The sequence below is a fragment of the Enterococcus hermanniensis genome (assembly GCF_001885945.1).
Classification (GTDB): Bacteria; Bacillota; Bacilli; order Lactobacillales; family Enterococcaceae; genus Enterococcus_A; species Enterococcus_A hermanniensis.
Map to the genome: position 1 here is coordinate 162449 of NZ_JXKQ01000001.1, position 26928 is coordinate 189376.

The following is a 26928-nucleotide window of genomic DNA, read 5'->3' on the forward strand; positions in this document are numbered from 1 at the left end:
GTCTTGCTAGCTTTTTTATGTTCAATTAACAACTTGTTCTTGTACATATTCTGCATATAGTGGATGAGTGGCAATCAATTCGCTGTGGGAACCATGTCCAGTTACTTCACCTTTTTCGATGAAATAAATATGATCCGCATCTACGATCGTGGACAAGCGGTGTGCGATCACTAATGTTGTCCGTCCTTCCATCAATTGATCCAAGGCCCGTTGAACCTTTTCTTCTGATTGTGAATCAAGACTAGCCGTGGCTTCATCCAACATTAAAATTTTAGGATCTCGCAAGAATGCACGAGCAATCGCAATCCGTTGTTTTTGACCACCTGACAATTTAACCCCCCGTTCGCCAAGTTCTGTCTCTAATTGATCAGGGAAATCCCGAACAAATTGATCTGCATAAGCTAATTCCAAACCATGCCATAACTCGGCTTCACTTAATGTACGGTCCAATCCATATTGTAGATTATCTCGGATGCTGCCAGCAAATACGGCACTATCTTGCGAAACATAGCCGATTTGCGAACGCCAATTAGCTAAGCTAAGTTCATCGACTGTTTCATCTCCGATTTTAATGGCCCCTGCTGTTGGTTCGTAGAAACGTTCCAACAGAGAAAAGATCGTGGATTTCCCGCCACCACTAGGTCCAGCAAATGCAATCACAGTATTGGGTTTCGCTTCAAACGAAACATTTTTCAAAATTGGACGATTTTCTTCATAGTGGAAAGATAAATTTTCTGCTTTGATCGTTTTACCGGAAACGTCGACTGTTTTACCTTCTTCGATTGGTTCCAAGTCCGTTTTTAAAATTTGCTCAATACGTTCGGTCGCGCCCATTGCTTTTTGAACTTGTGAGAAGAATGTTGCAAAACTAGCCGCAGGCATCATGATATTGAATAAATATAATAGGAAAGCAACTAATTCCCCACTAGTCAATGTTCCCGCTTGGACCCGAACAGCACCATAACCTAAAATACCAACAAATAAACCTAACATCACAGTCGTGATAATTGGTTGAAGCAATGCTTCTACCTTCGCATCTTTGATCCCTAAGCTAAAAATCTTATTGATAAATGAACGACCACTAGCTTTTTCAAAGGGTTCTCCATTACTCGCTTTGATCAAGCGAATTTCTGATAATTTTTCACTTGCTTCTGCATTAAAATCAGCAGTTGCTGATTGTAATTGACGGCCAAGTCGTGACATGACACGGCCAATTGGCACCATGATCAAAGCCATGATCGGTACCGCTAAAAACATCATTGCGGCCATCTTCCAATCCATCACGAATAGAATGATCATTGAACCCACAAGCTGGATTCCTCCAGTAATAAAGTTTGGAAATTGTGTAGCTACTAAATCTTTGATTACCGTCGTATCATTAACTAGACGAGAGCTGCTTTCGCCTGACTTATGGTCATCATAATACCCAACAGGCATTTGTAATAGATGGCCCCATAATTTTTCGCGTAATGTTTTAACTGCACTTTCACCAACATAACGTAATAAAAAACTGCCGATGGCTCCAAAAGCTAATTGAGCGACAAATGCTAAGACTAATACGACCAACATCATTTTGTCGATTTGAGCGAGTTTACTCGTATCGATCAGACCTTTTGTCAATTGTGGCACGATCAAACTAGCACCACTAGTCAATAGACTTAAAAATAATCCCACCCCAAATAATGTTTTTTTAGGGTTAACGCTCGTAATCAAGCGAATAAAATCTTTCAATTTGTAATTACTTTTTGTGTGGGGGCGTTCTTGCTCCATTCTCATATCACGATCCATTATCGTTTCCTCCTAGTTCATAGCGACGAGGTCCTGCTCGTCAGTTTACTCATTCTGCTAATACCCAGAGACTATGACTAGCTCTTATACTATAGTAGAAAATTTATTTTTTGTTCAATCAATGACGTTTAGAAATCTTCCCATTCATTGTCAGCTGATTTTTTTGGTTCCTCTGGTTGATTAAAATAATCCGGATTCCCCCAGAAATTTTGCTGGAAATCACGTGGAAACTTGTTTCGTGGAAATTCATGCGAAGTATCCCGCATTTGGCGTTTCATTTGATTACGCAGTTGGCGTTGTTCTTCTCGTGAAAGATTTTTCCAATTATCAGCCATTTGCTCACGCATGGCTTGCATTTGACGCAAGCGATCCATTGGATCAACAAAACGGCCTGCTTGCTTCTTAAATTCATCTTTCCAACCATCAGATATTTTTTGTAGTGTTTCACTAAATTGTTGTTGTTCTTCTTCTGTCAATCCAGCAAAAAACGCTTCGCTCATATCTCCGCCTGTACTACCTAATTTTTTGGCTTTTTCTTTGCCTTTTTCCGTTAGATATACTCGTTTGATCCGTCGATCTTGCTCTTCTTCTTGTCGACGAACATCGTCACTTTTTTCCATCTTCTTCATTAATTCAGCTAATGAGCTTGGACGAATATCCAATATTTCAGCCAATTGGCTTTGGATCAATCCATCTTCTTTATCTAAAATTGCTAAAACACGTTGTTGTCCGGTCAATCTTTGACGCTTGCTGATAAACGCATTACTTGCTGTTCTGATAAAACGTAATTGTTGCATCAATTCTTCAGTAAAATGACTCATTCCAATCGCTCCCTTTCATTATCTTAAACTTGGATGTGTTCAAGCATTCGGGGTGAACACCCTCAAAGTTCGGTACCTAACTTCATTTCGTTAGTTATTATAGTTCGGTACCTCATCTTTGTCAACAACTTTACAAAACTTTTTTATTTTTTCCAACAAAAGAAAAAACGATCCGGCGAATACTCGCCGAATCGTTTAATTCTTTTGTTGTTCTTCTTTCACTGGACAACTGCAATCACAGTCTTCACATGAACCACCATGTTTGATCCGACGATAAATGATCACCCCTGCACCACCAAAGATCAAGATACTTAAAATTATAGTTGCCATTCTTTCACCTCTTTGATTTCTTGGATCGAAATACTTGGTGTCTGTTTCGCTGGTTTTCTGATGATGTAATAAACCATCGTTGCCAAGATGATTCCCGCAATCACTGTAGCTAAAGTAATATGACCACCTTCAAAAAAGATATGCCCAAATTGATAAAGTATAAAACTTACAGCATACGCCAACCCGCACTGATAACCAATAGCACGAATCGTCCATTTCAGATCACCCATTTCACGATGGATCGCTCCTATTGCAGCAAAACAAGGCGCACATAAAAGGTTAAAAACTAAAAATGAATATGCACCAACTGAGGTATACGTTTGGCGCAATACCGACCAAACTTCTGACCCATTTTCTGAAACTTCCGCATGGCGATACAGTACGCCAAAAGTCCCAATCACATTTTCTTTAGCAACCAAACCTGTGATAGCAGCCACTGCGGCTTTCCAATTTCCCCACCCGAGCGGGGCAAATAACGGAGCAATTACACCACCTAGAGCTGCTAAAATACTGTCGTTTTCATTCACGGATTGTAAGCGGAAATTATAACTAGAGATAAACCAAATAATGATGCTTGAAACAAAAATAATCGTTCCTGCTCGTTTGACAAAGGCTTTGCTATGATCCCAAGTGTAACGAATCGTATTTCCGATCCGCGGAAAATGATAGACTGGTAATTCCATAATAAACGGTGATGGATCACCACTAAACAGTCGCGTCTTTTTCAACGCGATTCCAGATAGAACGATAGCCGCCATCCCAACAAAATAGGCCGAGGGTGCTACCCAACTGCTATGCGGGAAAAAAGCTCCTGCTACTAAAGCGATGATCGGTAATTTTGCAGAACAAGGCATAAATGTCGTCAGCATCACTGTCATTCGACGATCTTTTTCATTTTCAATCGTCCGACTTGCCATAACTCCCGGTACGCCACAACCTGTGGCGATCAGCATCGGAATAAAAGATTTACCCGACAACCCAAATTTGCGGAAAATTCGATCCATCACAAAAGCAATGCGAGCCATATAGCCACAATCTTCTAAAATGGCTAAACATAAAAATAGTACCATCAGCTGTGGTAAGAAACCCAGCACCGCACCGACGCCCGCGATGATTCCATCTAAAATCAAACTCTGCATCCAAGCCGCTACGTGCCAGGCTTGTAAGGTCGAGCTGACAAAATTTGGTACGATCGAACCGAATAAATTATCATTGACCCAATCTGTTCCCATCGTCCCGACGGTCTGGATCGCAATATAGTAAATCAGCCACATCACTAGACCAAAGATCGGCAAAGCTAAGAAACGATTGGTGATGACATGATCGATCTTATCTGACAAGGATAATTTAAAATGATCCCCATTCACGACACATAACGTTGTTAAATGAGTGATAAAGTTATAGCGTTCATTGATGATAAGACTCTCTGCATCATCGCCAAAAATCTTTTCTGTAATTTGAACGATTTCTGCAATTTCTTTTTGTTGGATCTTACTTAAATCTAATTGTGTGAGTGCTTGTTCATCGCGTTCAAATAATTTCACACTATAAAATCGGCTATATTTTGCTAAAACAGTACTGCCCAAAACCTCTTCGATCTCACTAAGTGCAGCTTCCAACCGCCGATCATAATGCGGAAAGCTGACTTCAGTTCGCCCTTTTTCGATCAGATGTATGGCCTCATTCACGGCTTTATCGATCCCAAAATTTTTTAGGGCGCTGACACCCACGACCGGTACTCCTAGTGCATAGGCTAATTTCTCTAGATTAATTTGTTTGCCACTTTTTTTAACGATATCCATCATGTTGACTGCGACAACCACCGGAATCCCCGTCTCAATCAACTGCGTCGTCAAATAAAGATTGCGTTCTAAATTGGTCCCATCAATAATATTAATGATCGCATCTGGTGTGTCTGATAATAAATAATCTCGGGCTACTACTTCTTCGGGCGAATAAGGCGAAAGAGAATAAATCCCAGGCAAGTCATCGATCGTTACGTCTGAGTTTTTCTTATAACGACCTTCTTTGCGTTCCACTGTTACTCCCGGCCAATTTCCAACGAATTGATTAGTACCTGTCAATACATTGAATGTACTAGTTTTTCCGCTGTTAGGATTTCCTGCTAGAGCAATATGAAGCTGTGCCAATTAATTCGCCCCCTCTTCTTTTGATACCACGACCATTTCGGATTCACTTTTTCGTAAACTCAACTCATAGCCGCGAACTCTTAATTCGATTGGATCACCCAAAGGCGCTAACTTCACTACTTTTATCGGTGTGCCTTTGGTCAATCCCATATCCATCAAGCGACGTTTGACTGCACCAGTTCCGTGAACGCTGACCACCACTGCTTGCTCACCTGCATGTAGTTGATCCAACGATACCCAAGATTCTTGAACTTGCGTTAGATCTTTCACAAGTATTTGTTTTAATAAGGAGCGCGATAATGCTAAGCGGGTATTGTGTAAAAGAACGATGCCATTCTCACCAGAATGATTGACCAAAGCAACTTTTGATCCAACGATCATCCCTAAATCTTGTAATCTATGCTTTAATTCATTTTCTAATGTCATTTCATCGATTTGAACGACTTGATTCAATGATACATCTGCTAAAGTTGTCATAGTTTCCTCCATTTATAGCCACTTATTTTATCTACTCAATCAATAATGAGAATCTTTCTCAATAAGAATAGCCTCATTTGATAACAAAGTCAATAAATGGTCGAAGATTTTCGCTATTTTTGAGCAGTTTATTTGACAACTGACAATACATTTGATTTCATTTCAAATTTTACGTTATTAAAAAAAATTATTTTCCGTAAAAAAACACTAAACTTCATGATTCAAGCTAGTAAAAAGGGCTTTTCCTCTGAATTCACTTGTTTTCAATAATTTTGCAAAGAACACAAAGAGTGGTATACCACTCTTCAACCACCACAATATATAGTGTTTAACGATTGACTTTTTTACTACATCTTTTATACTAGGAGTTGTAGAAATCAGAGGAGGTAGTCTTATGGTAAAAGTCTATTCAAAAAATAATTGTATGCAATGTAAAATGACAAAGCGTTATTTAACTGAAAATCAAATTTCATTCGAAGAAATCAATATCGACAATGAACCCGAAGCTCTAGGTTTTCTGAAAGATCAAGGTTTCCAAAGTGTTCCTGTTATCTTCGGCGGTCAACAAGCCATCATCGGATTTCGACCAGATCAATTGAAAGCATTAGCGTAGTTTGAAACTTTGCGGTCCATGATTGCAAAGTTTTTCTTCATTATATAGAGAGAAAATTTTAAAGAGAAAGATGTGACGAAATGAGTTTAAAAGAGCTTGGTGAAGTATCCTACTTCAAATTGAACAACGAAATCAATCGTCCAGTAAATGGACAGATTCCATTAAACAAAGATAAAGACGCACTAGCCGCTTTTTTCAAAGAAAACGTTGAGCCTAACACGCATGCATTTTCTTCTGTGCAAGAAAAAATCGACTATTTATTGGAACAAGACTTTTTGGAAGAAGCCTTTATTGCAAAATATTCTCCGGCCTTTATTGAAAAGTTATTTACTTATTTAAAAAAGCAAAATTTTACCTTTAAATCATTCATGGCAGCGTATAAATTTTATTCTCAATATGCTTTAAAGAGTAATGATGGGTCAGAATACCTAGAAAGTTATGAGGATCGTGTTGCTTATAACGCTTTGTATTTTGCAGATGGCGACGAAGAATTAGCTCTTTCTTTAGCAGATGAAATGATTCATCAACGCTATCAGCCAGCAACGCCCTCTTTCTTAAATGCGGGTCGGAAGCGTCGTGGTGAACTTGTTTCTTGTTTCTTGATCCAAGTAACCGATGATATGAATAGTATCGGTCGATCAATCAACTCAGCCTTACAACTTTCTCGCATCGGCGGTGGTGTTGGGATCAATCTTTCAAACTTACGTGAAGCTGGTGCTCCAATCAAAGGTTACGAAGGCGCGGCAAGTGGTGTTGTGCCTGTCATGAAATTATTTGAAGATAGCTTTTCATACTCAAACCAACTAGGACAACGGCAAGGAGCTGGTGTCGTTTATCTAGATGTTTTCCATCCAGATATCAAAATGTTCTTATCGGCCAAAAAAGAAAATGCTGACGAAAAGATCCGAGTAAAGACATTATCACTTGGAATCACTGTGCCGGACAAATTCTATGAATTGGCCCGTAAGAACGAAGAGATGTATCTATTCAGTCCTTATGGAGTTGAACGTGAATATGGCGTACCTTATTCTTACGTCGATATTACAAAGGAATACGATAATTTAGTTGCTAACCCAAATATCCGTAAGAAAAAAGTTCGTGCTCGTGATTTAGAAAATGAAATCTCTAAATTACAACAAGAATCTGGCTATCCTTACATCATCAATATCGATACAGCAAACCGGGCAAATCCTGTGGATGGTAAAATCGTGATGAGTAACTTGTGTTCAGAGATCTTACAAGTCCAAACCCCTTCATTGATCAATGGGCGGCAAGAATACGATGTTTTAGGGACGGATATTTCTTGTAACTTAGGATCAACAAATATCGTCAATTTAATGGAAAGTCCTGATTTTGGACAATCCGTTCGGACAATGGTACGGGCGTTGACTTTTGTGACCGATGAATCAGATATCGATGTGGTCCCATCGATTCAAAATGGAAATCAACTAAATCATACGATCGGTTTAGGGGCAATGGGGCTTCACAGCTTTTTTGCAAAACATTTGATGGCTTATGGTTCCGAAGAATCCATTGATTTCACCAATATCTATTTCACCTTGTTAAATTATTGGACTTTAATGGAAAGCAATACTTTAGCTAAAGAACGACAAACAACGTTCCATAACTTTGAAAAATCAGCTTATGCCGATGGTTCTTACTTCGATAAATATACAACGGGTGAATTTTTGCCAAAAACAGATAAAGTCAAAGAAATTTTCAAAGATATTTTTGTTCCAAGCGCTGAAGATTGGGAAGCTTTGAAAATCGCGGTTCAAAAAGATGGTTTGTATCACCAAAACCGTTTAGCAGTTGCACCAAATGGCTCGATTTCTTACATCAATGATACCAGTGCTAGTTTGCACCCGATCACTCGTTTAATCGAAGAGCGCCAAGAAAAGAAAATCGGTAAAATTTATTATCCAGCACCTTACTTGAATAATGAAACATTGCCGTACTATACTTCTGCCTATGATATGGATATGCGTAAAGTTATCGATGTCTATGCCACTGCTCAACAACATATCGATCAAGGAATGAGCTTGACCTTGTTTATGCGGTCTGAGATTCCTGAAGGCTTATATGAATGGAAAACCGAAAGCAAACAAACCACACGTGATTTGAATATTTTACGGAACTACGCCTTCTATAAAGGGTGTAAATCGATCTATTATGTTCGGACATTTACCGACGATGCTGAAGAGATCGGTTCAAATCAATGTGAAAGTTGTGTCATCTAAAACCTAGCTACCTCTCGCGCTTTTGCACGAGAGGTACTCTTATCGTCTAACTTACTATTTTAGGATGTCAATCCAACTTTTCGCAAGTTTCATTTGTTTAAAATAAATCGTACAGGTTAATTTACATCAGGTATGAACTTAGATAGTTAGATGATATACGTGGTGAGCATCAAATTTATTTTTTCGGTCTTTGAAAAAATAAATACATTAATACGAACTAGGAGGAATATCCATGGCAGAAACTTATTATGAAGCCATTAACTGGAACGAAATCGAAGATATCATCGATAAATCGACTTGGGAAAAATTAACAGAACAATTTTGGTTGGATACACGGATCCCGTTATCTAATGACTTAGATGACTGGCGTAAATTATCAGACCTTGAAAAAACTACCGTTGGTTATGTGTTCGGTGGTTTGACATTATTAGATACCGTCCAATCAGAAAGCGGCATGGATCAATTAAGAAAAGATGTCCGTACCCCGCATGAAGAAGCGGTTTTAAATAATATTCAATTTATGGAATCCGTTCACGCCAAAAGTTATTCATCGATCTTCAGTACCTTGAATACGAAAGCTGAAATCGAAGATATCTTTGAATGGACGAATACCAACCAATACTTACAAAAAAAAGCCGAACGAATCAATGAAATTTATAAGAACGGAACACCACTAGAAAAGAAAATTGCGAGTGTCTTCCTTGAAACATTCTTGTTTTATTCTGGTTTTTATACGCCGCTTTATTATTTAGGAAACAATAAACTAGCCAACGTGGCCGAAATCATTAAATTGATTATTCGTGATGAATCCGTTCATGGTACTTATATTGGCTATAAATTTCAACGCGGCTACAATGAATTGCCTGAAGCAGAACAAGAACGTTTGAAAGATTGGATGTACGATTTATTGTATGAATTGTATGAAAACGAAGAACGCTATACGGAAGAATTGTACGATGCGATCGGTTGGACCGAAGAAGTCAAAACCTTCTTACGTTATAATGCTAACAAAGCGTTGATGAATCTAGGAATGGATCCCCTTTTCCCAGATACAGCAGATGATGTCAATCCAATCGTTATGAATGGTATTTCGACAGGAACCAGTAACCATGATTTCTTCTCACAAGTTGGTAATGGCTACCTGCTAGGACAAGTTGAAGCGATGAATGACGACGATTATCTAATCGGATTTGAATAGAAACTAGTATTATTACTGTAAAACACAAATAAAGCGATGACTTGACGAGCGTTTTTTTCTCGTCAAGTTTTTTTATTCCATTATTTCCTAAAAAATGATTGCCACAATCCATAGAAACCGACATAATAATAGAAAAAATACAAAGTAGGCGCCACAATGAAACGATTTCTTTTTTTATGTACTCTGCTATTCCTGATTTTTATTGGTAAAGATGTCCAGGCTGATACTATTTTTGTCGATGATCAAGCCCACGTTTTATCTCAAACAACCAAAGATAAAATTAGTTCTTATAATCAAAATTATCAGCAACTAGATCTGCATCCACAGTTGGTAGTGATCACTTTGCCTAATCTACCTTCTGATGATACGCTTGAAAACTATGCCAATGAAACCTTCAATCGATTAGGTATTGGCGATAAAAAATATGATTCTGGGATACTTTACGTAATTGCGGTCAATGATCGAAAACAACGAATCGAAGTTGGCTATGGCTTAGAAGCGATAATTCCTGATGGACTTGCTTATCAATTGATGGATGATCAAACCAAAGAATTTTTTCAAGCTAAAAATTATGATGCCGGTGTTGCACATACCGTATCTAATATTGATCAAGTCTTAACTGGACAGCTGAAAATCGATGACTTCTCAGAAAATCACCTCTCACTTGAGCAAATCAGAGTTTTTGTTCGTGGACACCTCGTTGAATTTTTGATTTTCTTTAGTATCCTTGCACGGTTCTTTTGGCTACCACTTAGAAAAATCAGTATCTATCTAAAAGCTAGAAAAGATTACGCCAAGGAAATCCGTAAACTATTAGCTGAAAATGGGCAATCGGTCTTTTTACGGTATAGCTGGACATTGATTGGCAGTCAAAAACCAACTGTTTTAGCAGCCAAAACAGAAATCAAACAACGGTATCAATATTTATTTCGAAGTCAAAAACCTTGTTTTTTTGATTTTGCTTTTGCTTTTGGTGATTTGTCACTAAGTGATCTACTCTCTTACGATGAAAGCTCGATCCGTTCTTATTCTGTTTATACGCATTATTCTCAATTATGGGAGTATCGTTCCTCTAACAACGACCATTCTGGCGGTGGCTTTGGTGGATCCGGTGGCAGTTCTGGTTCTGGTGGGGGCGGTGATTCCTTTGGTGGCGGTAGTTCTGGTGGCGGTGGGGCTAACTCGGGTTGGTAAAATCATTTAGTTGTTAAGTAAAAAGCGAGTAGGACAAGTCTTTGACTTGTCCTACTCGCTTTTTTTACTATAAACTATTATACATTGATCATCCGAAGTTTCGTGATGTTCTTATACATCGATAAATCTTCGATTACTTCGGTATAATTCATTCCCCGAGGCAAATCGATTGTATAAACATTTGTGTAGATCCGGTAATCATCCATAAAATCAACATCAAAATCAACGTCTTCCACGGCAATTTTTTTACTGTCAAAGTAATTCATGATGAATTCTTTCGTCGCTTCTCGATGAATATAACGAATTTCCAACTTTTTGATCGAATTGATTTTGATGATTCGTTTGACAACGGTCAAAGCTAACATGATCCCAACAAAACTACAAATAGCGATCGTATAATAGCCCATGCCTATGGCAATCCCTAAGCCCGCACCTGCCCAAATCGAAGCAGCCGTAGTCAAGCCTTTGACTGAGCGGTTGCTGACCATGATTGTTCCGGCACCTAAAAAACCGATCCCACTAACGACTTGTGCGATCAAGCGCGCTTCATCCGCTCGGACAACACCGACAAATTGTGGCTCTGCCGCGGCATAACGTAACGCTTGGTCCGCAATTTCCACTTGAATCAACGCTATGATCGTCGCTCCCATACAGACTAAGATATGTGTTCGGATTCCAGCTGGACGATTCTTATATTCGCGTTCGATCCCGATACATCCGCCCATAACCATTGCTAAAAATAGCCGTAGCATAATTTCATAAACTGATAAATGCAGATCCATTCTCTCGCCTCTTCTTTCAGCAGCTAAATATCGCTCTTTTTCTAGTATAGCATGGTGTCAAAAAAATAAGTGTTCTAACCTTTGATTTGTTGCAGTTCCTCTTTTGTCAATGCGCGATAAGCCCCTTTAGCTAAATCGTCAGGTAATGATAACGCACCCATACGGATCCGTTTAAGATAAGTCACTTCTTTTCCGCAAATTTTGACCATTCGTTTGACTTGGTGAAATTTGCCTTCATGTAAAATAATTCGAACAAGCGATGTATCTTGTGCCGTTTCATCAATCATTAATTCCGCAGGCAAGGTCCTTTCACCATCTAGCTGGACCCCCTTTTTAAATTGTTCTTGATCTTCAGTCGTCATCACACCAGCAACTTCAGCTAAGTATTCTTTTTCCACGTGTTTTTTTGGCGATAATAATTCATGTGCTAACTTGCCATCGTTAGTGATCAGTAACAATCCTTCAGTATCCTTGTCTAAACGTCCTACTGGAAACAAATCACTCCGCAGATCTTGGGGAGAAAATAAATCCATCACCGTTCGATCTCGATTATCCTCAGTTGCACTGACCACCCCCGCTGGTTTATGAAGTAAATAATAATAAAATTCTTGATAGGTTAAGTCTTCTCCTAAGAAAGTAACAACATCTTTTGCTGGATCAATTTGGCATTTATCCGATTTTTCAATCTGCTGATTGACCGAAACGTTGCCTTTTTTTATTAATTGCTTGACTTCTTTTCGGCTACCTAAACCCACTTCTGCTAAAAATTTATCTAACCGCATGAATTATGTTCCTCCACTAATTGTTTGATAACTTACTATAACCAACCCTAAAAAAAGAAGCAAGCAACTTTAAAATCAAAAAAGACGCCAAGGAATTTACACTCCCCAGCGCCTTCAAACAAGTCAATTCTTATAATTTGCTAGCAGCTGCTTCATCGATAATGACTGTTACATCTGCATGATTTTGTAAAACACTTGCTGGAAGATCAACTGTTACGTCTCCGTCGATCATACCTTTGATAGCATCAGCTTTATCTGTACCAAAAGCCATCAATAAGATTTTTTTACTTTGCATGATTGAACCGATGCCCATTGATAAAGCATGTGTTGGCACATCTTCAACTTTATCAAAGTAACGTTTGTTTGCTTCGATTGTTGATTCAGTTAATTCAACTACATGAGTTGTTACATCAAATGGCGTACCTGGTTCGTTAAAACCGATATGTCCATTACGGCCGATTCCTAATACTTGTAAATCAAGTGGATGTTCAGCAATCACGCCGTCGTAACGTTTGCATTCAGCTTCTAAATCAGCTGCTTTACCGTTCGGTACGAATGATTCTTTGAAAGGTTTTTGGTTGAACAAGTGATCGTTCATGAAGTAACGGTAGCTTTGTACATCTTCGCCCGCTAATCCTACATATTCATCTAAGTTTACAGAAGTCATTTCTGAAAAATCTAAATCGCTAGAAGTCATTTCTTGGTATAACGTTTCTGGTGTACTACCAGTAGCTAGTCCTAAAATTTTAACGCCATTTTCCATTCCATCTTTAATTATTTCAAATGCTTTTTTTCCGCCTTCGTTGGCATCTTTTACGCGAATTACTTTCATTGGTAAACGCTCCTTCACTGATTTGGTATACACCAATTTTAGCACCTTTGAATTCATTTATCAACTAAAAATGTCTAGACCAAAAATTAAAATTTTGTCATCTACTTTCCATAATTATCTCTAATTACTGATATTTGGTAAAGCAATACCCTTTATTTTGCCATTCGATTTCCATAAAGAATTTCAATAAAAGAATATTTTTATTTATTCAAGTGATGAAACCTTAGTATTATTCATTTTGCTAATTCTTTGACTTGCCTTTCTCTTCCGTTTTTTCTCTACCTTCAACAAACAACGCATAAAGAAGGCAATCAGATAGATCGATAATGCGGATACAAGCGCTTCGTTCCAAGAGAAAATCACTAAATTCAGCAATATAATGACCGCATTGGTCAAAAAAATACCCTTAGCTTTACGGATGTGATAATACTTTTCTAGAATCAATGGTGGAATTGTGATCCCTCCATTTGAAGCATTGATCCGATACAATGAATAGACTCCCAAACTGAAAAAGAAACTGCCTAAAACTAACGAAAAACCATAAAATCGAACCAACATCAATTCAGGTAACAAGACTAGCAGAATCGGAAAGCTCAAACTGCCGATTAAGGTATTAACAAAAACCTGAGGCTCTAGTAAAAAATAAGTCAGTGCCAACATTACTAAATTGATTGTCCACACAATCAGATGACGATCTATTTGCCATCCGGTTTCCACTAAATAACCAATAGAACCAACGCCAGCCGAGGCGATACTATGAGGCAATAAGAAAAAATTCAAAGCGATACAGATCCAGAGAACACCCAATAAAATAGCTAACTGTTTTTTTATGATAGTTTTAGTCAAGTTATCCCCTTCTCCATGCGTAATGTCGTAGATTTTCTACCCTCAGTTTATCAAAATTTTATCTATCAAAAGAATCAATTTTTTCACCAGAACATGAAAAATTTGTTTCTAGTTTTATTTCAAACCTACTTAACTAAAACAAAAAAACGGCTCGAAATAATCTTCGAGTCGTTTTTTTATTGACTTATTTTTGGTAGTTCGCAGAAATTTCAGCGATCAATTGATCGTCTTTAAGATCTGTCACTTGTTGAATTACTTCAGCAACTGATTTTTCTTTCAAGTAGCCTTGTAATTCCACGCTTTGTTCATCATTAGGATCATCGTATTTTAAGACCATCGCAACGACATCAACTAAATTATCATAACTTAATCCACGATCTTTCAGTTCACGGATTGGACGAATAAAACGTTCGTCGTAGCCAAGTTTGCGAATCGGCGTCCGTGCTACACGGCTGATGCTGTCTGAAATATATTTGTTTTCAAAACGACTAACGATTTTATTGATATAAGCCGCATGTTTTGCTTCATCAAAACCCCATTTATTGATCAATAAGCTGCCAGTTTCACCCAAAACAGCTCGTAATTTTTCTAAAACACGTTCATCAGCAATCGCTTCGTCGATCGTTTTATAGCCTTCGTATGCACCTGTATAAGCAACTGTCGCATGACCTGTATTAACTGAGAACAATTTACGTTCAATATACGGTTCTAAGTCTTCAACATATTCTACATCGGTTAAACGTAAGGCTTTATTTTTACTTTGAGTCGCATCGATCACCCATTCACTGAAAGGTTCAACGGATACGAATAATGGGTCTTCGTGATGTTGGATCGGTACGATCCGGTCGACTGCGGCGTTTGGAAATCCGATATATTGTTCAACGTACGCTAAGTCTTCTTCAGTTAGGAAGCCCTTCACTTTTTCAAATAAGAATTGACTACCACCAATCATGTTCTCACAGGCCACTACGTCTAATGCTGCAGTATTTCCATTGCTGCGACGCTTTTGGATTCCTTTTGCGATCAATTCTGCGATAAAAGGTAAGATATTCGGTCCGATCGCTGTGGTCACGATATCTGCTTTGCTGACAGAATCAATCACTGCTTCTGGATTTGTCTGATTGTTCAATCCATCAACATTTGAGACATGGATTTCTTTTTGGCTTTCATCTGCTAATTGGATCGTATATTCATTACGCTCATTCAAAGCATTGATGATTGTTTCATTGATATCTACAAAATCAATTGAAAAACCATTCTTTGCTAAAATTTCACCGATAAATCCACGTCCAATATTTCCTGCTCCAAAGTGTGTTGCTTGCATCCTATTCTACCTCCTGAAGATAGCCCATGACTTCTTCTTTTGTTTTTACATCTGCTAATTTTACGACATTTTCAACATCTGAACAAAAGATAGCAATCTTTTGCAAGATATCTAAATGTTCGTTTTCGATTCCAGCGATACCAAATAGTACCATCGCTACATCATCTGTATCATCTTTACCAAAGTGAACGCCCGTTGGGACTTGGATCACTGAAATACCACTTTTTTTAACATATCGTTTTGCTTCATCTGTGCCATGCGGGATCGCGATAAAGTTTCCCATATAAACCGAAACCAATTCATTTCTTTCGATCATCGCATCGATGTAGCCTGCTTCAACACAACCTGCATCAACCAATAGCTGACCGCTTGCACGAATTGCCGCTTCTTTATTTGCAAACTCTTGATCTAATAAAATCATTTCTGGCTTTAATTCCATCATAATTTCCTCCGCTTCTTATGTTTAATTTTCCCGAATTTCTTTGACGAATAAAGAACTCAATAATTGATAGATGATTTCCTTATTGCCAAATTTATAAATTTCAGTGTTTAAGTCACTCTCAATCACTGAACTACTGATCTTTCCTAATAAATGTTGCTGACTTTCAGGGATCGGATCTGGGGCTAATAATAATAAAACCCTGGTTAGTTCGATACTTTTTTTATCCATCCCTTGAATCAAAAATTTCTGATCCAAATCATAGATCGTAAATAGTGGTTCTTTGACATGCACATCGGCACAATGAAACAATGCAAAATTGGTATTTGGTACCCCGATTGGTGCCACTAAATACCGTTGAATCACTTTCTCGGTTACCAATGTGGCATCAGAAACGAAAGTCCCTTGCAGTGGATCAATGATTTCTTTTAAGGTTTGTTCGATCGTTGATCGTGCCTGAAAAGATTTGACATCGAAACTTTGCAATAGATTATTTGCGATCCGCATCGTTTCATAGATCACATCAAAGGCTTCGCTTGGCTCTTGTTCCGGCTCATCGGCTAATTCAGGTGTTTTTTCTGGATGCAACGTTTGAATATAGTCTTTGATTTCTTTGATCTCATCATCTAACAATAAGGGAGAGATCACTTTATACGGCACTTGGAATCCCGGTAAGAATACCGTCGCTAAAATCAAATCATAACTTTTATAATCTAACTGATTCATCTCAGAAATTTTTGCAACTTGAACTTTTTCAATCTCCGTCAAGTATTTATGGATTCGACTCTCTAAGATCCTTGCTGTTCCGATACCACTAGAACATAAAACTAAGGCTGAAAGCGCCCGTCCAGTAGGGTTACGCTCAAGTGACGTCGCAAAATGAATTACGACATAGCCCAATTCATCGGCTGTGAACTGATGACCCGGAAAAACAACCGCCAATTCTTTGATGATCGCTGTTGTTAATTTTTGGTATTTCTCCCGTATTTTTTGTAATAATGGGTTATTCGCATTTTGAATAACCGTTAAATTCCGTTTCAAGGCAGCTGACATATGTGCTGATAAATCATTGAATAGTTGTTCATCTTTGCGAAAATCAACTGCTGTCGCTTCAGAAACCAATCGAATCAGTTCTTTGATCTTATAGGATAATTCCACATCAAAGCTATCAATGAAAATATTTTGCGGTCTTTTATAATTGACCCCTTCCAATTGAAAAGCAAACAACCGTACTTCTTGCGGTGGGATCGACTGCTTGATCGCCATCGCTACTTTAATCATGATTTGACTAGCAATTTGCATACTTTCTGGTTTCGCTTTGCTATCTTTTTCGTCGAGAATAAACTGTTTTTGCTCCATTCGATCAATCGATAGTGTTAATAAAACCAATACTCGCTGCAATTGATTATCCGTTACTTGTTCAAAGGATTGCCGTGAAACTTGCTCAACAATCGTATGAGCCAATACTAAATTTTTTGGATTTAATAATTTTAAAAAGAAATTATCTTTGGTTGCTTTTTTTGCTTCTAACAAATCAATGTACTTAAAGAAATCATATTCGCTAACACCGTTGTAAATCAAGTTTCCTAGTAATTGGCGGCGTTGTTTTTCTTGTCCATCAATGCGAATCCCGCGACCTTTTAAGCGCTTTAACCTCAAGCGATAATCGACCAAACTTTTTTCGATCGTTGCTAAATCAGATGTGATCGTTGCTTGGCTAACCTTAAAATCGATTGCTAGACCTTCGATCGTCTCTTCTTCTTCCTTCAATAGTAAAGAACAAACAATCGCACTCTGCCGTTGGACATTATCAGTGAATAATTCTTCTTGTTTTTCCTTGATCAGTTGTTTTAAACGATCTAGATTTACACTCTCTCCTACGATGCGATAGCCTTCGCCTCGTGGCTTGATGATTTGCACATCTAGTGATTTGATTGTTTTTTCTATACTCGATAATTCACGATACACTGTTCGCTTGCTGACCTGCAAAATATCTTGCAGTTCTTCCGAAGTGATGCCATTCGGATATTCCAACAAAAGGGAAAGGATCTTTTTTTCGCGAATCGAAAAATACACAATATCTCCTCCAATGGATTCAAAGGGTAAAAGCAGTGAGAATCCCCACTGCTTTAAGAGTAATACGATTCTTTAAAAAAGACTACTTATTTCCTTAAGTTTTGAATGACCTGATCATATTTTTCTGAAGCTACTAAGTCAGTTAGCGGTACATGCATAGCACTCGGTGCTTGTTGTTCTGCTTTGACTGTTTCATCATTGTTGGTAATGATCAACGCATTTGTTTCATCTTTCAAATCTTTGATCGCTACTACTACTACTGGATAATGCAATGCATTATTCTTCATTAATTTTTTCAAGATCGTTGCGCCCATATTCGCTGAGCCTTTGACTTGATCATATGCAAAGACAATGTGATCGACTTTTGAATAGTCGGCCAAGCCTTGTACCACATTATCTGTTAACTTTGCTTTTGGTTCTTCAGTAGGTGTTGAATCACTTGATAAACGTTCGACGATTTCATCGTAACGGGGTGAATTCATAAAGTTTTCTACTTGAACAAACGTTGCACTTGGCGCTTTTTGAGATGCACGATCATGTAATTCCTCTTGTGTTACGATCAATGCATTCGGATCATCAGTCAAATTATTGATTGCTGAATTTGAGACTGGCAACGACAAGCCGGCTTTTTTCACTTTATCCCGTAAAACTGAAGCCCCCATCGCACTTGAACCCATTCCAGCATCACAGGCGAAGATGATTTTGTTTACATTACCGAACATTTCTTGATTTTCAGTTTTCACTGCAGCTTTACCTTTTGATTCTGCTTTGGCATTTGCTACAGATGCTTGTGTTGCCGCTAAATCGTCTTCTTCATTATGATCCGTTTTCAAGATGATCATCGCGACTAAGAATGATACGGCACAGGCTACTGCAATACCAGCTAAGTTTGGTAAGTATCCGCCTCTTGGTGTCATTGCAAGAATCGCAAAGATCGAACCCGGAGAAGCAGCTGCTTGTAATCCAGCACCTAATAGTTGGAACGTAAATGTTCCGGCAACCCCACCAGCCATAACAGCTAAGAATAAAAGAGGTTTCATCATTACATATGGGAAGTAGATTTCATGGATCCCACCTAAGAATTGAATGATGATCGCACCTGGTGCAGATGATTTAGCAGAACCTTTACCAAAGAATGTGAAGGCTAATAAGATACCTAGACCTGGTCCAGGGTTTGCTTCTAATAAGAATAGAATTGATTTTCCAGCTTGTGCTGCTTGCTCTGCTCCCAACGGTGTCAAAATACCATGGTTGATCGCATTGTTTAAGAACAAGATTTTTGCGGGTTCAATGAAAATATTTGCTAATGGTAATAAGTGCATGTTGATGATTGTTTCAACACCTTGTGCCATTAAATGCGTCGCACCCTCTACTACCGGTCCAATCGCATAATAAGCAATAATTGCTAAGGCAAAACCAATCAAACCAGAAGAAAAATTGTTGACCAACATTTCAAAACCAGCTTTGATTTTTGCTTGGAAAGCATCATCAAATTTCTTGATACACCATCCACCTAACGGACCCATGATCATTGCACCAATAAACATCGGTACATCTGACCCCACGATAACACCCATCGTAGCGATTGCCCCAACGACTGCTCCACGTTGTCCGTGAATCATGCTACCACCGGTATATCCAATCAATAATGGCAATAAATAAGTAAGCATCGGACTTACAAGTGATGATAATTCTTTGTTTGGTAACCATCCTGTATCAATAAATAGTGCCGTGATAACACCCCAAGCAATAAACGCCCCGATGTTCGGCATGACCATCCCAGAAAGATAGCTCCCTAAGCGTTGGACTTTGGCTTTTAATCCACTTTTCTGTCCAGCATTTTCCATTTTATTTTCCTCCTCTAAATAAAAATGATTTCGTTTACATTCTTATCATACCGTTAGCGGTATCCGCTTTCAATAAATAGAAGGTATAGCTTTGGCACAGAACTTTGTGCCAAAATTAAAAAGCCGTCAACCTAAGGTCCGACGGCTTTGGAAGCTTATTTATGCAATTTATTTTTGACACCACGTTTAATGACATCCAAGAAACTCAACGATTGGACCATATGAGAAGGATCTACATATTCGCGAATCGCGCGCAAGACTTTTTTAGGCTCTTTGGAAGCAAAAGTATATGTGCCATTCTTTTTTGTTTGAATCGCATAGCGTGGAATCCATTTTCCTTTGAAGATGACAGATGCGACAACATAATCGACTTCTTCCCAAGGTATTTGGACAAATTTACGTGCATCTCGGTCATTAAAAAATTCAAATCCTTGATCGCCAATCATGATTTTACCATAATCAGCAACTCCTAAGTACGAGGTAGCATCGATCGTCAAATCGATTTTTGTATTGATTGACTGAACCATTAGATCTACTCCATTTCTTTATATGTATCTTACAACGTATTATACTCAGTTTCTCTTTATTAAGCAAAAAATGCTCGGGCAAGCCCGAGCATTTTTAATGAGTGACTTCTTACATAATACCTAATACGTGCAAGCCAACACCGACTACGAACAAACCAAGAATGATGATGATTGGAGAAACTTTTTTCTTCAATAACCACATGCAAAGTAGAGTCAATAGTAATGCAGCAAGACCAGGGATCAATTGATCCAAGTTATCTTGTAAAGTCGTAACTTTAGAACTATCTAATGCAAGACCTGAGGCTTGTTGAGTCAATGCTTCTTTGACTCCTTGTGCACCTGCAGGTAATTTATCCCATTCGATATACGCACCTTTGTCTAATTTAACAGTAGATACGATTGGAGTGAATTTCACGTTTACCCAACGTTCAACTAACGCCCCAAGTACGAACATCCCTAAAATAGAGGCACCTTTAGTAACTTTTTGTAAAAGACCACCTGAAAGGTCATCAGTGATTTTAGAACCAGCACGGTAGCCGAATTCTTGTGTATACCACATAAATGCCCAACGAATGATATTCCAAGCTAGGAAGAAAATGATTGGTCCCATGATGTTTCCAGCTAAAGCTAGAGAAGCACCTAGAGCACCTAACATCGGACGAACAGTAAACCAGAAGACTGGGTCACCAACACCGGCTAAAGGTCCCATCATACCGACCTTAACCCCTTGGATCGCTACGTCATCAACTGGTGCGCCATTGGCACGTTCTTCTTCAAGTGCTAATGTTACCCCTAGAATTGGTGAAGCGATATATGGGTGAGTATTAAAGAATTCCAAGTGACGTTGCATTGCCAACGTACGGTCTTCTTTTGTTTTGTATAATTTTTTGATTGCTGGCATCATTGCATAACACCAACCACCATTTTGCATACGTTCATAGTTCCAAGAACCTTGAATGAAGGTAGAACGCCATGCAACGGCTAAACGATCTTTTTTCGTTAATTCGATTTTTTCTGCCATTTTATTTCTCCTCCTTCAAGTCTAATAGTCATTCAAAATGTCGCCTAGCGGATCACCAGTATTGCCTCCGCCACCATTAGATGAACCACCAGAACTATCTTGTAGGTTCAAGTAAATCAAAGCGAATGCAACTGCGATAACACCAAGTGCGATCAATGTTAATTCAGAAAGTGCTGCAATAGCAAAACCAATTGCGAAGAATGGCCATACTTCACGAGTAGCCATCATGTTAATAACCATTGCATAACCAACGGCTACAACCATACCACCACCGATTGCCATTCCGTCTGTTAACCATGCAGGCATTGATTCTAAGAATCCACGTACAGTGTCAGCAGGAATAACTAATAGTGCAGCAGCAGGAATTGCAATACGAACACCTTGCATTGCTACAGCGATTAAGTGCCACATTTCAACTTTGCGCATTTCACCTTTTTCAGCAGCCGCGTCCATCAAGTGAACGATTGGTACAGCGATCGTACGAACGATCATTGTTAAGAACAATCCAGCAACAGCTAGGGGAACAGCGATCGCGATCGCTGAAGAAACACCTTTAACTCCTTGACCACCTAAAACTAAAATAATTGCAGATGCAACAGATGCTAACGCAGCATCCGGCGCTACAGCAGCCCCGATGTTTGCCCAACCTAAGGCGATCATTTGAAGTGAGCCGCCAAGAACGATCCCAGCTTCTAAGTTACCGGTTACTAATCCGATTAATGTACATGCTACTAGCGGTTGGTGGAATTGGAATTCATCCAAAATTCCTTCCATACCAGCTAGAAAGGCAACGATTATTACTAATACCATTGAAATACCAGACATTATAAGCCCTCCTATTTAAGATAATTTGTTGCTTAAGCTTTTTTCAATTCATTTTTTGCTTTGTTTAAAATTTCATCCATATTGTCGCGAGAATCATTTGGTACTTTACGTACGTCGAATTTAACACCTTTGGCTTTTAACTTTTCAAAAGTATCTACATCTTCTTGACCCATTGACAATACTTTACTTACTACAACTTTCCCAACTGAGTGAGCCATTGATCCAACGTTCACTTCTTGAATATCCACGCCGCCTTCAACTGCACGTAGTACATCTTCAGGGTTTTCAAATAACAACAACGCTTTTGTATTACCAAAACGAGGGTCTTTTGAAATTTCGATCATTTTATCGATTGGGATAACGTTTGCTTTAACACCTGGAGGAGCAGCTTGCTCGATCAAACGTTTACGTAGATCGTCTTTTGCTACTGCATCTGAAACAACAATGATTCGGCTAGGGCCAGTTGTTTTAGTCCAAGCTGTCGCAACTTGTCCGTGTAATAAGCGAGAGTCCACACGAGCTAATACAAACTTGATATGTCCATCTCCAAGTACAGTTCCTTCTGGAATTGCACCTTTTGGTTGATTGTCTGCTGCTGCAACAGGTGCTGCTTCAGCTGGTTCTAATTCTTCAGGACGAATTCTCACGCCTTCTTTTGCCGTCCCAGAAATGTGAGCAGCGATTTCATGCGCAGTTTCCATAGAGAAACGTGAAGCATAAGCTTCAATAACCATTGGCAAGTTCATGCCGGCAACAATTGCCCATGTATCTTTGTGTTCTTCAAACAAGCTATTTGCTTGGTTGAACGGAGTTCCACCCCAAAGATCGACTAAGAATAATACTTGGTCTTGGTTTTCGAAAGAGGCAATTGCTTCTTTCATTTTTGCTTTAACATCATCGGGTCCTTCACTCGGCATCAAAGTTACTGCTTTGACGTTTTCTTGTTCTCCAAAGATCATCGCACCGGATTGCAAGATACCATTAGCGAATTCACCATGACTAGCAATGATAATTCCTACCATCTTCATACCTCCTACTATTATTGTTACAGCTCAAAAATATAAATAAGTTCTAAAAAACCTGTAACCAAAATTAAGTTATTGCAGCATCTTTTCTTTTTTGATCAATTGCATCAAATCTGTTTTTCGGTCAGTCGGCACTTGGCGAATCTCCAATTGGACACCGGCAACCTCCAACTGTCTAAAAGAAATTACATCGCTTTCATCTAGAGAAATAAAATTGGTGATCATCTTTTTCCCTTCAGAAAAACGCATCCCGCCAATATTGACCGCTTTCAAATCAACGCCCGCCTTAACGACTTCAACCACATCTTGTGGTGAAGCAAAAAGCAACATGACTTTCATTCCATCAAACAAGTGATCGTGATAGACTTCAACCATTTTTCTCTTTGTGACGACATTGGACTTGATTCCTGGTGGTGCAGCTTGTTTCAGGAGGAACTTACGCAACTCATCGTTGGCGACTTCATCACTGACTACTAAAATCCGGTCGATTCCTGTTGCTTTAGACCAAACTGTCGCTACTTGACCGTGAATCAAACGATCATCGATACGAGTGAGTCGAATATCCATTACCATCCCACCACCTCCTAATACTACAAGGCTTAGATGCTAAAAGACTTGTGCTACAATTTTTTGAGTACAGTCACACACAAGTACTCACTTATATTAAAGCAAGTACCGTGCCAAAATACACTAATAAGAAATTCTTTATTTAACAGCGTTTTTACGATACACAAAAAGGATACAGTATACTGTATCCTTTATTTGTGTATTTATTTGTGTATCTTTTAGACTTTTATTTCTTCATTATTTTTTAGTAATTGATAAATATAATATCGTTCAGATGTAGGAATCGTGATTCTTAGCTGACTCTCTACTTCATTTAGTCCGCGATTCATCACTATATTATCTGTGATAGCTTCATACGCTCTTTTTGTATCCGAATCAATTTTTAATGGTTGTTGTCTAATATTCCTTTCGATTACGCCTGCCATATGCATGACAAAGTTTACCATCAATGCATAATTCACCGTCTCACCATTTCCTTCGATTAATGTTTGCGCTAAACGCCATAGCGGTGCAATCAACTTTTTCGGATTAATAAACGTAAAACTTTCTTCCATAAAATCCACACAGACTTGACGGGCCTTCTCTGCATCCAAGACAATCTCTTCTTGTGCAGACAAATCATTTTCTAACAACAGTTCATCCAAAATCTGATCTGCATCTTGACTGATAAACTTCTCCATTGGAATATACGGCGCACCAACTTTTGGATCCATGATACCTGTAGTCGCTAAAAGTTTATATTCTTTTTTGAAAACTGGAATTTTTGTTTTGATATCCGCTACCGATAGGGTTAAAACTTCTATATGCTTTAAGTTTCGTTGTTTCAATGGACGCTCGATGATTTCTTTCAAACGTTGAGCTGTCCCTTCACCCGAAGCACAAATCGCTAAAATAGCTTGTTTCTCTTTAGGCTCTGCTTTTTCTTTCGTGATATGACCATAACCACGAAAGCCTTCTAATGATTCAAACAATTCATCCACGCCCGAACCAAGAACACTGGACTTACGAGCAGCTTCGATTAATAGTGGTGTTGTCACCATATCTAAAGTACATACTTCGATTCCAGTATCCGTTCGGATTTCTTCATTAAAGGTAGCTAATGAACCCATATCGACCATAATCAAGACACCACTGCCTTCATCGACTTGAGTCACCGCTTCCCGCATTTTTTCGTAAGCTACTCGCGGATGCATATCCAGCGGCATATCTACCGAAAAAATATTACTTACATCTAATAACTCACGCACAACTTGAACCATTGATGACGCCGTACTATTTCCATGTGCTGCTACTACGATCCCGATTTTCCCCGCTGATTGGTCTTCTCTCAACGATACTAATAATACGGTTAAATAATATTCTTCACTATCAGGGATCGTGACTTGAAATTCATGTTCCACTAGCGCCCGAATCTCTTGTGCTACTGAAAATTCTTTTGGATAATCTTTAGCCATCTCACGAATATTATCATTGGTTTCACGAGTCTGCCCAACGTTGATTTTCTTCAAGAAAGAAGAAATATGCAAACTCATCGCATAAATAAAGTTTTGTTGGAAATGGGTTTCCAGTCGCTCACTGACCAGAATAGCAATTTTATTACTAGTTTCAATCACACGTTTATCCACAAATTCAGTTAAGCGCGTTTCTGTATCAAATGTAAAGCCATGATCCTTATAAAAGGATTTTAAATGAACATTAATATCGGTTGAAATAAAGTGATTGATCGTTTCTTGATCCAATCCCTCATTTTTTAATAGCGCAGCTTTATCACCAATAATATCGTACAGATTATATGGCAATTCATAGGTATCTGTTTTGATCAATTCGTCGATTTCATTGGGTGTTACAATCATTTCTGGTTCCAAGTATGGCGAAAAATCAGTGGATTTGTACCGATCCGCTGAAAGTTGGACTAAACCAGATTTGATTCCTTCTGTCAGATCATTCAACGTAATATGGATCTCGGATTGAGTCATATGATTCATAAAACCACGGGCACAGATCAATTGTACATTGGATTTTAATTGTCCGACATTCCCATAAGTGACACTTCCCAAAAGAGCTTTTACTACATCTTCAGATAATGTGATCTTTCGTTGGATACGATTAGCTTCCATCGCCACCATGACTCGGACTAAATCAATTTGTTCAGCAGCCGGTCGATTACTAAATGAAGGCATTTGGATATTGATTGGAATCCGACGAACAAATGTATCCAGCAAGGCTGAATGTGGATCTTCTGTAGTGGCTCCGACAATTCTTACATTTGCAAACCGGTTTTTTCCACTTTCGCCTAAACGACTATATGTTCCATGATCCATAAAATAAAAAATCATTTCTTGTCCTTCTGGCGGTAACCGGTGGATTTCATCCAAGAACAACATGCCGCCATCGGCTTGATGGATCAATCCTTCTTTTTCGGTATCGGCACCAGTAAACGCACCTTTTTCATAACCAAACAAATGGCTCATCAAGAGTTCAGGATTATTGGCATAATCAGCACAGTTAAAAACAATCAAATCATGATCGGTTTCTACTACACCTTCTGCTTGAGCGAATTGAAACATTGCATGGGCAAAAAAAGTTTTCCCAGAACCTGTCGGACCAGTGATTAAACAATTCAGTCCTCTTGGCGGATATAAAATCGCTGCTTTTGCTTGCTCTACAGCATTTCGCATACTACCGGTCGAACCAATAATCTGCGTGAATACGTTTCCAGTGTTACGCTGTAACATTTTTCGCTCAGGCGCCTCTGTCGTGTGTTTCTCTTTAGGATTGGCTTCTTCTATCGAAACTGCTCGTTCTACTGACTGTGACGAGACAAAATAGCGGACTGGTCGGCCTTCACTTTTATTCAATTGACCCTCTTTTACAAGGAGGTTCAGGTCTTTACTGGCATTTGTACGTTGAATATCCAAAGATTCTGCCACATCATTCGTCGTGACATGGGCATTTTCCAACACAAAGCGATAAATACGGTCAATCCGTCGTTCCATTTAGACACCTGCTTTATTTGTGTATTTAATCTATATCAATCATCTATAGTTTTTTATAAAATGTCAAACATTCGTATTTAAATGATACACTATTTTTATAAAAATGAAAAATGTTGGTTTTTATTTATTACTTTCTTTAGTGAATTTAGTTTTATTTTTCAGTAATTAGAAAAAATGACGGTTTTCTTCTATTATATATACATACGCAAAAAAGCCTGACCTCGATTA

At 38.6% G+C, this 26928-nt stretch carries 23 protein-coding genes; 4 read left to right on the top strand and 19 right to left on the bottom strand.

Annotated elements, in window-relative coordinates:
• Window positions 1-21: 21 nt before the first annotated feature.
• The 5 genes from RV04_RS00820 to RV04_RS00835 all read right to left on the bottom strand — a co-directional run bounded on the left by RV04_RS00820 (window position 22) and on the right by RV04_RS00835 (window position 5566).
• Entirely contained in the window at window positions 22-1788 is a 1767-nt protein-coding gene (locus RV04_RS00820; RefSeq protein ID WP_071856580.1) for an ABC transporter ATP-binding protein, read from the bottom strand.
• A 128-nt stretch (window positions 1789-1916) separates the two neighbouring features.
• Entirely contained in the window at window positions 1917-2609 is a 693-nt protein-coding gene (locus tag RV04_RS00825) for a MarR family transcriptional regulator (RefSeq protein ID WP_071856581.1), read from the bottom strand.
• Between the two features lie 195 nt (window positions 2610-2804).
• Window positions 2805-2939, bottom strand: a complete 135-nt coding sequence (locus tag RV04_RS13050) for a FeoB-associated Cys-rich membrane protein (protein ID WP_143139470.1) — start codon at window positions 2937-2939, stop codon at window positions 2805-2807.
• Window positions 2927-5089, bottom strand: coding sequence for a ferrous iron transport protein B (gene feoB, locus RV04_RS00830; protein WP_071856582.1), 2163 nt, complete (start codon window positions 5087-5089; stop codon window positions 2927-2929). Before feoB ends, RV04_RS13050 begins: the two co-directional genes overlap by 13 nt.
• Window positions 5090-5566, bottom strand: coding sequence for a FeoA family protein (locus RV04_RS00835; RefSeq protein WP_071856583.1), 477 nt, complete (start codon window positions 5564-5566; stop codon window positions 5090-5092).
• A 394-nt stretch (window positions 5567-5960) separates the two neighbouring features.
• Between RV04_RS00835 and nrdH the strand changes: the two genes are divergently transcribed.
• The 4 genes from nrdH (at window position 5961) to RV04_RS13360 (ending at window position 10811) form a co-directional block, all read left to right on the top strand.
• The gene (gene nrdH / locus RV04_RS00840; RefSeq protein ID WP_016180418.1) at window positions 5961-6179 is read left to right on the top strand and encodes a glutaredoxin-like protein NrdH; all 219 of its coding nucleotides are present in this window, start codon (window positions 5961-5963) and stop codon (window positions 6177-6179) included.
• An 80-nt stretch (window positions 6180-6259) separates the two neighbouring features.
• The gene (gene nrdE / locus RV04_RS00845) at window positions 6260-8419 is read left to right on the top strand and encodes a class 1b ribonucleoside-diphosphate reductase subunit alpha (RefSeq protein WP_071856584.1); all 2160 of its coding nucleotides are present in this window, start codon (window positions 6260-6262) and stop codon (window positions 8417-8419) included.
• A gap of 232 nt (window positions 8420-8651) precedes the next feature.
• On the top strand, window positions 8652-9617 hold the full coding sequence (gene nrdF, locus RV04_RS00850) for a class 1b ribonucleoside-diphosphate reductase subunit beta (protein WP_071856585.1): 966 nt from the start codon (window positions 8652-8654) through the stop codon (window positions 9615-9617).
• A gap of 156 nt (window positions 9618-9773) precedes the next feature.
• Window positions 9774-10811 (top strand): TPM domain-containing protein, encoded by a 1038-nt coding sequence (locus tag RV04_RS13360; protein ID WP_084405481.1) that lies wholly within the window; start codon window positions 9774-9776, stop codon window positions 10809-10811.
• Between the two features lie 77 nt (window positions 10812-10888).
• Here RV04_RS13360 and RV04_RS00860 read toward each other — a convergent pair whose 3' ends face one another.
• The 14 genes from RV04_RS00860 to RV04_RS00925 all read right to left on the bottom strand — a co-directional run bounded on the left by RV04_RS00860 (window position 10889) and on the right by RV04_RS00925 (window position 26700).
• Entirely contained in the window at window positions 10889-11593 is a 705-nt protein-coding gene (locus tag RV04_RS00860) for an MgtC/SapB family protein (protein WP_071856586.1), read from the bottom strand.
• Between the two features lie 74 nt (window positions 11594-11667).
• Window positions 11668-12375 carry a pseudouridine synthase gene (locus RV04_RS00865; protein ID WP_071856587.1) on the bottom strand — a complete coding sequence of 236 codons (708 nt, stop codon included), beginning with the start codon at window positions 12373-12375 and terminating at the stop codon, window positions 11668-11670.
• Window positions 12376-12505: 130 nt separating this feature from the next.
• On the bottom strand, window positions 12506-13207 hold the full coding sequence (gene nagB / locus RV04_RS00870; RefSeq protein WP_071856588.1) for a glucosamine-6-phosphate deaminase: 702 nt from the start codon (window positions 13205-13207) through the stop codon (window positions 12506-12508).
• Between the two features lie 204 nt (window positions 13208-13411).
• Window positions 13412-14053, bottom strand: a complete 642-nt coding sequence (locus RV04_RS00875; RefSeq protein ID WP_071856589.1) for a YitT family protein — start codon at window positions 14051-14053, stop codon at window positions 13412-13414.
• A gap of 184 nt (window positions 14054-14237) precedes the next feature.
• On the bottom strand, window positions 14238-15377 hold the full coding sequence (locus RV04_RS00880; RefSeq protein ID WP_071856590.1) for a mannitol-1-phosphate 5-dehydrogenase: 1140 nt from the start codon (window positions 15375-15377) through the stop codon (window positions 14238-14240).
• A gap of 1 nt (window position 15378) precedes the next feature.
• A complete protein-coding gene (locus RV04_RS00885) occupies window positions 15379-15816 on the bottom strand; it encodes a PTS mannitol transporter subunit IIA (RefSeq protein WP_071856591.1) in 438 nt (145 codons plus the stop codon).
• A gap of 24 nt (window positions 15817-15840) precedes the next feature.
• Window positions 15841-17892: a BglG family transcription antiterminator gene (locus tag RV04_RS00890; RefSeq protein WP_071856592.1), complete on the bottom strand. Its 2052-nt coding sequence runs from the start codon at window positions 17890-17892 to the stop codon at window positions 15841-15843.
• 86 nt (window positions 17893-17978) lie between these two features.
• Window positions 17979-19739 (bottom strand): PTS mannitol transporter subunit IIBC, encoded by a 1761-nt coding sequence (locus RV04_RS00895; RefSeq protein ID WP_071856593.1) that lies wholly within the window; start codon window positions 19737-19739, stop codon window positions 17979-17981.
• Window positions 19740-19894: 155 nt separating this feature from the next.
• Window positions 19895-20266: a DUF956 family protein gene (locus RV04_RS00900; RefSeq protein ID WP_071856594.1), complete on the bottom strand. Its 372-nt coding sequence runs from the start codon at window positions 20264-20266 to the stop codon at window positions 19895-19897.
• 109 nt (window positions 20267-20375) lie between these two features.
• Window positions 20376-21287, bottom strand: coding sequence for a PTS system mannose/fructose/sorbose family transporter subunit IID (locus tag RV04_RS00905; protein ID WP_071856595.1), 912 nt, complete (start codon window positions 21285-21287; stop codon window positions 20376-20378).
• A 21-nt stretch (window positions 21288-21308) separates the two neighbouring features.
• Window positions 21309-22112: a PTS mannose/fructose/sorbose transporter subunit IIC gene (locus RV04_RS00910; protein WP_071856596.1), complete on the bottom strand. Its 804-nt coding sequence runs from the start codon at window positions 22110-22112 to the stop codon at window positions 21309-21311.
• Between the two features lie 32 nt (window positions 22113-22144).
• A complete protein-coding gene (locus RV04_RS00915; RefSeq protein WP_071856597.1) occupies window positions 22145-23134 on the bottom strand; it encodes a mannose/fructose/sorbose PTS transporter subunit IIA in 990 nt (329 codons plus the stop codon).
• A gap of 75 nt (window positions 23135-23209) precedes the next feature.
• A complete protein-coding gene (locus RV04_RS00920; RefSeq protein ID WP_211271162.1) occupies window positions 23210-23704 on the bottom strand; it encodes a PTS sugar transporter subunit IIB in 495 nt (164 codons plus the stop codon).
• Between the two features lie 218 nt (window positions 23705-23922).
• Entirely contained in the window at window positions 23923-26700 is a 2778-nt protein-coding gene (locus tag RV04_RS00925; RefSeq protein WP_071856599.1) for a sigma-54-dependent transcriptional regulator, read from the bottom strand.
• Window positions 26701-26928 lie beyond the last annotated feature (228 nt).